The organism is Wandonia sp., from assembly GCF_984588085.1.
This window is the reverse complement of sequence record NZ_CFIGVI010000009.1, coordinates 99,816-112,962: the sequence shown is the minus strand read 5'-3', so window position 1 is coordinate 112,962 and position 13,147 is coordinate 99,816. Positions and strand designations below refer to the sequence as shown.

The window sequence follows — 13,147 nt, the reverse complement described above, 5'->3', positions numbered from 1 at the left end:
CAAATATTGACATCAATACAGCTCAACAAAGAGTTGTTGGGGATAAGCGGTATGAGTTATCGAATCATTTGGGGAATGTGTTGGCTACCATTTCAGATCGTAAGTTGCCGGAGTTTGATGCTACTGAGAGTTTAGCATATTACAAGCCGGATGTGATTTCGAATAGTGATTATTTTCCTTTTGGAATGCCTTTAAATGTGAGAGAATTGTCGATTGCAGATTGTTCGGACTCATTAGTTGTTGATCAGTCTTATATTCTGGACGATGATTTTGAAGAAGGAAATGTAAATGGCTGGAGTAGCCTTAATTGTGCTCTTGGATTTCACATAATAGGTTTTCCTGTTGTAACGAATACCCGGTTGGGTCTGAGTAAATGTTCTTCAGGAGGTTCTCCGCAGGATAACGAAATATCTGTGGGGTATACAAAAACGGATGGGATCACGTATTACTATGAGTTTGACTATTTAGTGGGATCTTGTTCAGGAGCAGATAGTGTTATCTTTTTTGAGGGCAGTGGATTTGATTATATTTCTCATCTTACTTCTTCAGGTCATTACAGTGGTAGTTTTACTGTATCAGGTTCAGGTTCCTCCAAAGTTGGTTTTTATTTAGCAGGAGGCGGGGATTGTTCCGCACAATTGGATAATTTCCAGCTTTATACAGTAGATAGTACTTATGTTCTTAATTGTACAGGAGGACTACTTGGTTCAGGAGGAGATAATGCGTATCGTTATGGTTTCCAAGGACAGGAGAAGGATGACGAGATTAAGGGTGAAGGAAATAGTGTAAACTACAAATACCGAATGCACGACCCGAGGGTTGGGAGGTTTTTTGCGGTTGACCCTCTCACTAATAAATATCCTTGGTATACACCGTATCAGTTTTCAGGTAATAAGGTTATTCACATGGTTGAACTTGAAGGACTAGAGGAGGGAGATCCCTATAGCGACGTTACGTATGTAGATAAGTTAACATCTTCTTTTGAATGGAATGACAAGTGTAGGGAGTGTGGAACAGCAGCCGTAAAAGAGGTCCAAACTAGGGAGTTCAACTACAAGGATGGTATAAAAATAGAGACGACTACCGCGGTTACCGTAAAGGTTGATGTACAAACGGGGGAGGTTTTGGGTGTTTATCAGTGGACAAGAACAGTTGTAACTAATGTAATAACTGGAGAGAAAGAAACCTTACCAATTAATAATGCAAGTATCTTAGAAGGTAATCAGGATATCAAAACTGCAAGTGTTCCCGATAGATTACGAACAATTGTGTTGGAAATACAAGAGAATAAGATAAGTCCAAGCGAAACAGAAGCGACAGAAAATGAAAGTTCTAATGATACAAAGACTAAGGTCGGGCAAGCAACAGCAGCTGCCGGAGTTGCTATTTTTGATTTAGGTTTATCAATGGACGCTAGTGTCGTTGGGGCGGTTCCTGGTGTAATATTAAATGTTATTGGAGGGGTTGTAACCGGTGTTGGAGCTGCTGTAAGTTTTTGGCCTGATTCTGAAGAAGATCCTTCAAAAATAAAAGTCGAGTTTACACCTTATGAAGTTCGAAGTACACCAAAAGAAGATGAATGATTACACAAATTGTATATTATGCAAAATAAAAACATGGGAATGTTATTGGCAATTTCTTTGTGCACACTATTGACTGTTGTCGTAGCATTTATATCAGATAATACTTTTTCATCATATTTAGGGATATTTACTGTAATATTTGAATTGGTTATTCTTATATTTTATTTGAAAAAGTCAGAATTGAGAGAAAAGAGGGGGAATATAATGCCATTGATTGGTTTTATATGCTGTTTACTAATATTATTCTCAACAAGCATAGAAAGACCTTTTAATGACTTTTTCGAATCAAATTTGCTTCTAGTGGGATGTTTTTTATTGCTCATTTCATTGCAGTATGTTAAATGGAAGTATAGAATAAAGTAGGGTAGGGGGTAGTGTCTCAAACTATCACCTAATGATGAACTGTAATTATTGTCAAAAAATTGTATAAAAAAGGGAAAATAAAAGAAACTCAACGTTATCAATGTGCTGTGTGCAAGAGATATCAGCAGGATGAATACAGATACACTTCTTATTAAGGTGAGCGATGAAGAAGATTTACGAAATCTGTTTTCACTTGATTCGAATGGTGTAACTATGCAGTCCATAGGTAAAGAAGCATTTACTAGTGCAGTTGCTAACTTGAGTGCTGAGCAACAGCAATTAGCTTATGGTTATTATGGTGCAATTAATAGTTCTGACGTTCATACAGTCGAAATGGTTAATAGGAGTGAATCATTAAGCGCAAATGGAGTTCGCTTAACTGGATATACTACTGGAGCAGGAGTTGATGGGGGAGCAGGTGGCGGTGTTAATGGGTCATTTGGGAGCGGGAGTTATACTATTGTCGTTATGAACTCAACGGCTAGTATTCCGGATTATAGAAGTGGAGATGGTTATACTTCGAGAAATAGTTCAGCAGGAGAATTATTGGCTCATGAGCTTTTAGGTCATGGAGTGGGGCGGACAAAAGGGACGTCTACCTACAGACATGAAGATGCAATCCAAATGACAAATTTATATCTAAGAGCACAAGGTATAACGAATGTTTACCGAGATGGTAGAAGTCACGGCTCAAGAGTTGTTTTAAGCAAATCCACCGCAACTTCTATTCCAAGCTTTGTACAGATTCCAATTACCTTACAAATGAATATCAGGCGAAAAGGACCTATTGAACTTAAGCCATATATTATGCATCAGGATAACACACGTGTTGACCCTTCTTATTTAGGGCGCCCTTAAAATAAGCGTTATGAAAGGATTAATTTTTGCATGTGCACTCGTTCTGTTTTCCTACTGTTCTTCAAGAGAGTTGAAAGTTTCAAAGGACAGCGATTATATAGATGGAGAAATAAGATTAAAAGAAGATTCATTAAACTTAAATGCAATGAATCAAAAGGGGATGGAGAGCGGTAAAGATAGTATAGTTTTAGTGCAATTAGTGGAAGATATTTCTATTAACTGGAATAATCAATCTTATAGTATTATGGAAGATGAATTGTTTAGTTCAGTAGTAGCTGTTTTTTCCAAAAAACAAAAAAGAATAATTGCTCTAATATCAGACACCACTATATCAGAAGCTAAAGCTTGTAGTATAGATAGGAATTTATTGGTAGGAGATTTAGCATTTCTACTTATTAATAAGATAAAGAAATTGTCTTACTTCGAAGTGCTGGGTGTTCAATGGGATTTTTTAGAAGATAATTGTAAATATCCTTTTGGATTGTTCGATTACATTAATAACTATAGAAATGAAGTGGAGAAAAAAGTCGAATTTTATCTAATTTCAAAAGAATAAATATATCACCAGGTACGTAGTGTATCAAATTATCACCTGCCGGTAGAAAGTGTATGTAACTTATTGAAAAATAATAGATAGAAAAATAAGTTTGTATTGAAGCGAGTGGATATCTATATCCACTCGCTTCTTTTTTGTGTAAATAAGACCCTGTATGAACGAAAGTTCGTTGTAAGTGTCTCAAACTATCACCTATCGACAAATGAAACCACCCATAACTACCGTTACGATGCCATCGGGCAACTTGTGCAAGATAAAACGGAAGAAATTGAAAACATCGAATGGACAGTAACAGGTAAAGTGAAAAAGATTGAACGTTATGCGTTTAGTGAAAAGCCTGATTTAGAGTTTGATTACGATCCAATGGGACAACGAATTACCAAGACGGTGTATCCAAAGTCTGCGCCGGGGGTTATAAACACTGAAGGAATTACGAAAACGTATTATGTACGTGACGCACAGGGAAATGTAATGACGGTTTATACCTTGAAAACAGAAGATGGTGAGACCAATCTGTACCTAACAGAACGGAATTTGTATGGATCTTCTCGTTTGGGAGTGGAGCAGGTAAACGAAGTAATTGCTTCTACAAGCTCAGGTAGTATAACCATTAATACGGCTCAACAGCGTGTTGTGGGAGATAAGCGGTATGAGTTGAGTAATCACCTGGGCAATGTGCTGGCTACCATATCAGATCGTAAGTTGCCTGAATATAATGTAACTGAGAGTTTAGCGTATTACAAGCCGGATGTTGTTTCTTACTCGGATTATATGCCGTTTGGGATGCAGATGCCGAACAGGAATGGAAGTACAGGGGAGTATCGTTATGGATTCAATGGCATGGAGAAGGATGACGAGATAAAAGGTGAAGGGAATAGTGTGAATTATAAGTATAGAATGCATGACCCTAGAGTGGGGAGATTCTTTGCGGTGGACCCGTTGACTCCAATTTACCCAGAGTTGACACCTTATCAATTTAGCAGTAATAGTCCAATTGGAATGGTTGAATTTGAAGGGCTTGAAGGAATTAGGTTAGCTTCTGGGCAATGGTATCCAACTTGTTCAGAATATGTGAAAAGACAGCAAGTGAAGATTAAGGTACAAAATAGCCAACAGATATCGAATAAAGAAACCATGCAATTTAATAATACGGCTGTTTCTCTGACCAATCTTAATGCAATGAGGCAAGGTACAGGAAAAGTATACAATTATGTCAAGTCAAGAACGTTTACGGTCTATAATACTGACTATACAGTTGAAGAATCTAATGGAGAAAATTTTTTAGTTACATCTATCACGACTCAAATTGTAACAGTACAGTATGGAGAGCCAATTAGCGAAAATGAAGGTTTAATTGTTAATGTAACAGAAGCGCATGTTAATGTATCTACCGTGAAACAAAAAATTGTTGATGGAAATGATGGTAAGTATACTTTGTCTTCAAAACAATCTGATTTTTCATCAGACCAATCTAATACGGCTCCTAAAGTAGCATCATTGAATTTTGAAGACCAAATAGATGCTTTAACCAAAATCAAGGACATTGCAGGAAAAGAGTTTGCCGAAAGTGTTCTAAACGACATTAAATCTAATTCAGGTTATTTTGAAAAAATGGCAGCAAGTGTTCAGCAGTCATTTAAAGCATTAGAACGTGTAATAGATAATTCTACTAATAAATAATTTAATGAAATGGTATTTAGATTAATGTTTTTATATTTTATGACATTCGCAATAGGGATTTTATGTTTACTTTTGTTTTCATCTATTATTTTTACCCTCAATAAAACACTTTTCGGATTAATCTATGTAGGAGATGCTTTAACTTTTTTGAAAGGCGAAATTAATACCCCCGAAGATTATTTACATTTAATATTAACTTTAAATCTTACCCCAATATTTGTATTGTTTCTGATTATGATTATCGATTTGTTTTCTTTTTTTAAAGATAAAATCAAATTATCGATTTCGCTTCTGGTTGTAGTTTCTCTTTTTTTTACAATGAAATTGGGATTTAACCCACATGAAAATTACGTCCAATTTGTGTTATATTGGTCTGACTTTAGTTCTTTACATTATTTAAATCAAATTATATCCATTATCATATTATTTTCCGCTTTAATAGTTTTATATCGATTAAGAAAAAAAAATTACAATAGATTAAAAAAAGTAAATCCATAAGGGGCAACTCCATGCAAAACTCTAATAAATGGGGGTAGTGTCTCAAACTATCACCTGATGACTGGGAATGATTAAAGACTACCGACATATTGGGGGACGAACGTATTCTACCTCCTCGGGGCCGGGAGGAGGAGCGCCTCCGGCTATGACGTACTACTCGTGGGATGGTGTTTCCAAAGAGACGCGGGGAGAAAAGTTCTTTGAATTAAGTAATCACCTGGGGAATGTCCTTTCGGTGGTTTCTGACCGGAAGTTACCAGTGGATGATGGCTTAGGAGCTATTGCGTATTATCAGCCGGATGTGGTGAGTTATTCGGATTATTATCCGTTTGGGATGCAGATGCCAAACAGGAATGGAAGTGATAATGCGGATAGTTATCGTTACTCATTTATGGGTCAAGAAAAGGACGATGAGATAAAAGGGAATGGTAACTCGCTGAATTTCAAGTACAGAATGTGCGACCCGAGAATTGCCCGCTTTTTTGCTGTTGACCCATTAAGCCCACAATATCCCGAACTCACACCTTATCAATTTGCGTCTAATTCACCTATTGCTTTCAAAGAAATAGAAGGGTTAGAAGGTCAGTATTATGTAATCAATCTAAATTCCGAAAAGCCAAAACTTAAATTTAATAAGACGGTTGACTATTGGTTAATTCCTAACTCAATCGAGACGGATTACATTGTAGTTGAAGTTCCGGGTCCCAATAATTCCTATATCTCGTACACATTTACAGGAGTTGCAGGTGATTGTCCGGGATGTGGTACAGGAAATTATATTGGAGATTTCGACAAGTTTAAAGAAGACCCATTAGGAGCGATTTATAGCGGAGAATACAGTACCGACCAAGAAATTTTGGGCGATATAGTCAAACAAGCAGCTTTAGCCTATTTGTTAGGTCGAGCGATGCGAACCCGTGTTCCTTCAAGAGGTACAGTACCAAGAACAAGAGCGAACAGCACTAAAGGTTGGAAAGTAGGCGACCCTATTAATAACTTGACTTCTAAAGGCAATGTACCCCAATGGAGTACAGTTAGACAGCGTTATTGGAAAAATAGAGCAAATGCCGCAGGTGAAGGAGATTTTTCTACTGAAAATCTTGCAAGGATGAAAAATGGATTAGCACCGCAAAGACTTAACCCTGAAACGGGTAAAATGGAAAGTATGGAGTTACACCATACACCACCACAAAGGGAAGACGGTTTGTTTGATTTTGAGGAAGTATGGCCTGCTGAACACGAAGCAATAGACCCATATAGAAATACAGGAAATGGAGGATAATATGTCTTTTGAGAAACTATTTCAACAATCACAAGGGCAACCGATAATTTATGAGGGTAGAGAATTGGTGCTTATTGATAGAATACCCATTGCCAAAAGCCAAAACATACGGATTGAATTTTTAGAGACAAATAGCAAATGGAAACAAGGCATTGTACTGAAAACGAAGGGAGAGTTCATAATGGACAATGGTAGTAAAGTACCTAATCGCCCTGTATTTTGGGAAGATACTGCACCGAAACAATTTGATGTTCAAGTGAAGTCAAAAAATAGAGAACTAATAGTGTACAACGTATGGGATAAAGGAAATGGTAGTATGGAGCATTGGCACAATGGGGCAGCTATGGAAATCAGTCAAACAGCAGAAAATAAACGTGTTTACCATTGCAATGACGGATACCCTGATACAGATTTTAACGACTTGATTTTTAGTATCGAGTGGGAAAATGATTGACACGCAACTAATAGAAAGTGAGCAGAAAGGCAATCGTTATTGGAGCGGTATAAGGTTAATTGGAATTGGCTACCTGATTTTAGCCTTAGCGTTACTGTATTATATATTCAATCCCATTGTATTTGATTACCTGAGAATAAGCATAATACATTACGGCTATCCGTTGTTGATATTCCATCTGTTTGCAAGTTCCTTTGCTATTTATGGCTTGGTTCAATGCTTCAAGGAGTATAAAAAACAAAATAAGAAGCAATTTTACTTAGTCCTGCCTATACTAATGAATCTGCCGTTACACGGAATCGCAATATCTTCGGTTGCAACTTTTTTGCATAGTCTCACACTGTAAGGACATTATTTCTTCTCAAAACCTGCTTCCTGCCCCTGCAATCCAAAAAAGTTTTCCACAATCAGTATTTTTCCCGTAAACCCTTGTGGCTCTTGGCGTTCCGCTCGTTTTTCTTCCTTTTTCCATTTTAGCCCTTCCTGTCTGTTTTTCAGGGGATTTTGAAGGGGTTAAAACAGAGAAAAATACTTGTCAAAAAAAATGCTTTGCGGGACGCAGAAAATTGAACTCCTAAAAGCACAAGCAGAAAGGAAAAAGGAAATAGTATTAATTACAAGTATAGAATGCACGACCCAAGGGTTGGAAGATTCTTTAAAGTTGACCCGTTGGCATCTAAATATCCTCATAACTCACCCTATGCGTTTAGTGAGAACAGAGTTATTGATGCTATAGAATTAGAAGGACTAGAGGCTTGGCCAATTAAAAATAGGTGGGATGAAAATTATATAAGTAAGTATAGGTCATTTATAGAAGTAGAAACTGCAAAAATGGTAGAAGAAGAAAATCGTTTTACATGTGAGGATTTCGCTTTACACCTTTTAATTGAGTTTGCATCAAATAATAATCTACCCGTTACAGTTATCAATGGAACTGGAACACTAAATGCGGGTTCTGAAGAGTTTCCCTCTAAAAGAATATTTCGATTATTAGCTTTTAACTCTACAGGAGCCAATGATTTGAAAAATACTACAAACTTGATTGGAGAAGGTAACGAAGGGTTTAAAAAAGGTCAAAAAGGTGATATTATTTTACTTGATTATGATGGGGCTAATAATGATGGAGACGCTAATCATACACAAGTTATTACAGGTACCACGATGGGTATAAATAAACGAATTTGGATTAGTCAAGGGAATACAGTGGGAGGCTCTTCTAATTATAACAGTCTTTTATATGGAGGTGCGTGGATACAGGATGGAGTTTGGGACCTTGAAGATAATTCTTACTATAATTTTTATAGAGAAATAGAAACACCAAATGCAACTTATGAATTGAATCCAAAAGTATATGAGTGGAACTTTAATTTATTTAACTTTATGCAGACACCGTATATAGATAGTAAAATCGAAACTCCTAAAAATGAAATGAATCAAAGTGGAAGGGAAAATATAAATCGAACTTAAAACTAAATTAATTAAAACATGAATTTTTTAAAATATTTTCTCACTTTGCCTTTTTTTGGAAATATTGTATTCTTCCTTTATTTTAAATTTGAAGAGCCTGTGTCTTTTAAGTTTCTTAAGTTTTGGAATAAATACAATGAAACAAGTATTATGATTTATATTTGTTTCATTGTATTAATCCTAGTTTTAATTTTATTAAAAGTTAAGGATAGAAAAATATGGATTGAACTTGCAGTGATGAGTGTTATTTATCTAATTGGTTCAATTCTTTTTTTACAGGAGAAATTTCCACAAGGTCCAATTTTTTTATAAACTGTACTGTGTTGCACACTCCACGCAATTCCGCAACAAAACTGTTCCAATATTGGTCAGTTTAAATTTTGAGAAAACTGAATGAAAAATATATAAAAGACTGTCAGAAAATGGGCAGTCTTTTTAACTTTGAGACCATTGTGAAAATAGCTTATTATGGAAGAATATATCTACGATGAAACAAAGTACATAAAACGTCAAGACCTTAATGACTTCATGAACCAATTGTCTAAATATGAGTTTACTCCAGAAGAAATTGAGTTACAAAGTGAGTTGGTAGTATACTCAATTAGTTGGTCACGCACTGTTTAGTGTTTAAATCATTGATTTTCATTGTTTTTATTTTGAAAAAACAGTTAAATCGGGTGAGAGATAACCTCCACCCGATTTTTTTGAGTAGTTTGAGCGTCTTTAACTCAGGAAATAGATCTATAGTGTATTTGATTAATGGAGTTTTTTTACTATTGATAGAAGTAATTTCTTTGATAGCAGTTTGCAGCGGATAAATACGAATATTTCAGATAATAGACCAAAGATAAAGGTGCTTACAAGTGAAAATTTAATATCATAAAGAAGAATTTTCCATAAAAACAGAGAAAGAATAATCATAGATACAATTAAGGTGAAAAATTGAACAGTAACCAAAAAATAGCAACTGATTTGCCTATTTTCGTGAATTACTATTTGTCCATGATTAGCAACATTTGATTTTTTTGTAATTGTTTCCCATCCGTTTGATTGAAATTTTAATTTTTTACTAAAATGTAACGTGTTGTAACCTTGTAAAGCTTTATAATTCTTCTTATTTAGAAGATGGGTCATTTTATCCAATAACTCTTTATTTTCTACGTTATATTGAAGATTTATAGTACTACCTATTTTGAAATATGACATGACGTATATTGGACTTGTCTAATTTTTCCGGAGTTCGAGTTAAGCTACTTTGCTAATGTAATTTAATTTTTGGATTCCATGAACTTGCCAAATGGATTTTTGCTTATTTGTGCTATGAATCCTTCTAATTAGGTGAGTCTTACAGATTAGTGTGCATACTCAAAAATTGAAATCAATTGAATATAATTATAAAGGATAAAAAAATAATAGCGTTTGTATTTTTTGAAGTCATATTTATTCTCCTGATTCTTGGAGTTGTATTTGGCAGATTGTCATTTGGTGTGGGAATAGGTGATGTCTTTTATGTCGTAGTCGGATTACTTGTAATGTCCCTTTTAAGTATTTTGTTTTTTAGTTTTCCCCGGAAAAGAAAATGGATATTACTCTTCATGTTTGCCTGTCTGTTATATTATGTATTGGTTTTAACGGGTTTGCGAGGGGCAGAATTTCCCTGGAACGGGAGTTTGTTTAAATAGCTAATTACCTAAACGATCAGATCTTTTCCTCTTCATTTGTCAGGATGATAAAAACAATAGAATATCTTAGCAGCTTATCACAAGCACTTCTATGGATTCTGTTTTTATATTGTTAACCTTGGTTTGCGCGGTTCAGGTTGTCCAGGTTATTTTCCCTTTGAAAGAGAATGAGAGGCGGTATAACCGGATGAGAAGTAGTTTTTTAACAAAAAGAAAAAGAGGGGGATAAAAATGATGGGTACACAAATAAAAGGGAGAGGTAGAAATATAGTAGTGTTGTCTTTTTGTTGTGCTTTGATTGGTTGTTCTGATAAGAAGGTGAATGACCTGAGTGCTAATCCTGATTCAGATTCGTTGCAGGGAGCTTATATAAAGTCTTTTGAGCGAGCCATGGAAGTATCTCAGGCGATTAAGAGGTTGGACAGTTGTCAGCAAAGCATAGAGGTATTTTTTGACTCCATCAATCGCCATTTGCAAGAAATGGAGTTGGGTACAATAGAACCGTTTGAGATTGACTCTTTTTCGGAAAAGGAGTTCAAGGTATTTGAAGCTTCTTATGAAGAATAACAGCTTCTTTAAAAGAAGAAAAGGGGACAAGCCCCTTTTTTATTCTTCAAATTTATAACCGACTCCCTTAACCGTTTTGATATATTCATCACCGATTTTTTCGCGAAGTTTCCGGATGTGAACATCAATGGTTCGGTCACCGACAACAATATCGGTTCCCCAAACCGACTCAAGAATAAAGTCCCGTTCGAAAACCTTTCCGGGTTTGGAGTGGAGCAATGCCAGTAATTCAAATTCTTTTTTGGGTAACTGCAATTCCTCCCCGTCCAGCAATACAAGGTATCGTTCGCGGTCAATGACAAGTCCGTTTTGTGTTTCTTCAGCCTGATTGGAGGATTTTCTGCGTAGAATGGCATGCAGCCTACTGATCAGTACTTTGGGCTTGAGGGGTTTGGCGATGTAGTCATCTGCCCCGGCTTCCAGTCCTGCTATCTGTGAATAATCTTCAGACCGGGCTGTCAGAAAACAGATTAGTATATCCTGTAATTCAGGAATGGCTCGGATGCGTTCACAAACCTCAATACCATCCATATTTGGCATCATCACATCCAGTAAAATGATGTCCGGGCGAAACGAATTCGTCTTTTCTATTCCAATTTCACCGTTTTCTGCTGTCTCAACTTCAAAACCTTCTTTTTCCAGATTGTATTTTACTATCTCACGGATATCCTGCTCGTCGTCTACTATTAAGATCTTAGGCTTATTCATTCAATATTTCTTTTGGAAATAAAGATACAACATTCGGTTAAATTAGGCGTAAGAGATATTGCTTATCTGAGTTTTAACCAGGGTTTCCCTGATTTATGCTGTAAAACAGTTAAAACCGCAAAAAAGGAAATAAATACGAGGGCTCCAAAAACTGCCTGCCATCCGGTTAAAGCATTACGGTAAAAAGTGATAATTCCGGTTCCAGTAATAGCACCGTAAAGTACCAAAGAATGAAGGATATAGATGGTTAGCGTGTTCTTACCGATAAGTAGTAAAGTCTGGGTAGATGCCAAAACTTTTTCCAGGTACAAAAGGAAAAGAATAACGACTGTAAGCTGGAACATGACTTTCAGGGCATATAACTCATAGACAATTTCCCGAAGACCGGTCAGTGCCTGAAGATACTGAAGTAATTCTCCGGATAGAAAAAGGAAAATACCCATTATTGGCAGCAGTACAACAGGAATGAGTACAAAACGAACACGCGTATGGAGTTCTCTGAAAAGAGCACCCAAAAAAGCGCCGTAAAGCAGATAAGCCGACCAGGGGAAGACCGGAAAAACAGAATGCGGACCTTTAATACTATTCTGTATAAGCTCCGGAACGTTTGCGGGAATATAGCCTTCTGTGGTGCTTACGACACCACTCAGGTAGAGCCAGAAAACGAGTACTGAGGGATAAATGATGTACCACGGAACACGGAGTAATTTTATAAAGACAACAAAAAGAAGGATGAGCAATAATAATCCCGCTCCGATATTTTGTAAAACATGAAAGGAAAAAATGTGCTCACCCGGATTGCCATTGAGATAATAGGAAATATTGGCAAAATTGAACTGAAGTAAATACCCGGCAATTAATAACAGGAACACTCTTTTCAGTCCCTTTCGTAAACGTTTATTTTCGAGCAGCGGAAGCGCTTGTGTTTTTAGAAGAAGAAAGTTAAAGACAAGTCCGGAAACAATAAAGAAGAGTGGAGCTGTATACCCTCGTAGCTCTTTCCAATAGTGAAAAAAATCCATTTCTGATACGCTGTTTTCATCCAGTGTTGCAGAGATAAAATGCCCCTGAAGCATCAATAACAAGGCAATCCCTCTGGATAGGTCGAGGAACAGGAACCGCTTAGTGTCATCAATACCAGAAGAAATTTGCACGTTTTTCTATTTTACCGGAGTGTATGAACAAATGTAGTGAAAATCAGGAAGCTGCTTTTGGAATAAAAAAGAACAAGAATTATGGCTGAAATAGGAGTCTAAAAAAAGTGGTTTTTGCGGCTTTTAAAAAGCCGGTTTTCGATGGATTTATGAATAGTGTGGATGAATAAAATATATCGTCTATTAAAACTGTAAATAAATGATAAACAATCGTATATAATTGTTTTCTTATAAAAAATAAATGCTAAAAAATTGTTAATTTCTTTGGAGGAAACGTTAAAAGCCCTTATCTTTG

10 protein-coding genes are annotated in these 13,147 nt (G+C 36.1%); 8 read left to right on the top strand and 2 right to left on the bottom strand.

Annotated features, from left to right (window positions below):
- From AC4PL9_RS05655 to AC4PL9_RS05620, 8 genes are all read left to right on the top strand, one after another.
- On the top strand, nucleotides 1-1,583 hold a 1,583-nt coding region (locus AC4PL9_RS05655), incomplete at its 5' end, for an RHS repeat-associated core domain-containing protein (protein ID WP_491603798.1).
- A gap of 492 nt (nucleotides 1,584-2,075) precedes the next feature.
- Nucleotides 2,076-2,804 (top strand): hypothetical protein, encoded by a 729-nt coding sequence (locus AC4PL9_RS05650; RefSeq protein ID WP_491603797.1) that lies wholly within the window; start codon nucleotides 2,076-2,078, stop codon nucleotides 2,802-2,804.
- 10 nt (nucleotides 2,805-2,814) lie between these two features.
- Nucleotides 2,815-3,360 carry a hypothetical protein gene (locus tag AC4PL9_RS05645; protein ID WP_491603796.1) on the top strand — a complete coding sequence of 182 codons (546 nt, stop codon included), beginning with the start codon at nucleotides 2,815-2,817 and terminating at the stop codon, nucleotides 3,358-3,360.
- Between the two features lie 105 nt (nucleotides 3,361-3,465).
- On the top strand, nucleotides 3,466-5,040 hold the full coding sequence (locus AC4PL9_RS05640) for an RHS repeat domain-containing protein (RefSeq protein ID WP_491603799.1): 1,575 nt from the start codon (nucleotides 3,466-3,468) through the stop codon (nucleotides 5,038-5,040).
- Between the two features lie 565 nt (nucleotides 5,041-5,605).
- Nucleotides 5,606-6,820, top strand: coding sequence for an RHS repeat-associated core domain-containing protein (locus AC4PL9_RS05635; protein ID WP_491603795.1), 1,215 nt, complete (start codon nucleotides 5,606-5,608; stop codon nucleotides 6,818-6,820).
- Nucleotides 6,810-7,274, top strand: coding sequence for a hypothetical protein (locus tag AC4PL9_RS05630; RefSeq protein ID WP_491603794.1), 465 nt, complete (start codon nucleotides 6,810-6,812; stop codon nucleotides 7,272-7,274). The genes AC4PL9_RS05635 and AC4PL9_RS05630 overlap by 11 nt, the downstream gene beginning before the upstream one ends.
- A 669-nt stretch (nucleotides 7,275-7,943) precedes the next feature.
- The gene (locus tag AC4PL9_RS05625; RefSeq protein WP_491603793.1) at nucleotides 7,944-8,741 is read left to right on the top strand and encodes a hypothetical protein; all 798 of its coding nucleotides are present in this window, start codon (nucleotides 7,944-7,946) and stop codon (nucleotides 8,739-8,741) included.
- A 1,913-nt stretch (nucleotides 8,742-10,654) separates the two neighbouring features.
- Nucleotides 10,655-10,990 (top strand): hypothetical protein, encoded by a 336-nt coding sequence (locus AC4PL9_RS05620; RefSeq protein ID WP_491603792.1) that lies wholly within the window; start codon nucleotides 10,655-10,657, stop codon nucleotides 10,988-10,990.
- Between the two features lie 39 nt (nucleotides 10,991-11,029).
- On the opposite strand, the gene AC4PL9_RS05615 is transcribed toward AC4PL9_RS05620, so the two are convergent.
- Complete coding sequence (locus AC4PL9_RS05615; RefSeq protein ID WP_491603791.1) at nucleotides 11,030-11,698, bottom strand: response regulator transcription factor; 669 nt, start codon at nucleotides 11,696-11,698, stop codon at nucleotides 11,030-11,032.
- 62 nt (nucleotides 11,699-11,760) lie between these two features.
- Complete coding sequence (locus AC4PL9_RS05610) at nucleotides 11,761-12,852, bottom strand: heparan-alpha-glucosaminide N-acetyltransferase domain-containing protein (RefSeq protein WP_491603790.1); 1,092 nt, start codon at nucleotides 12,850-12,852, stop codon at nucleotides 11,761-11,763.
- Nucleotides 12,853-13,147 lie beyond the last annotated feature (295 nt).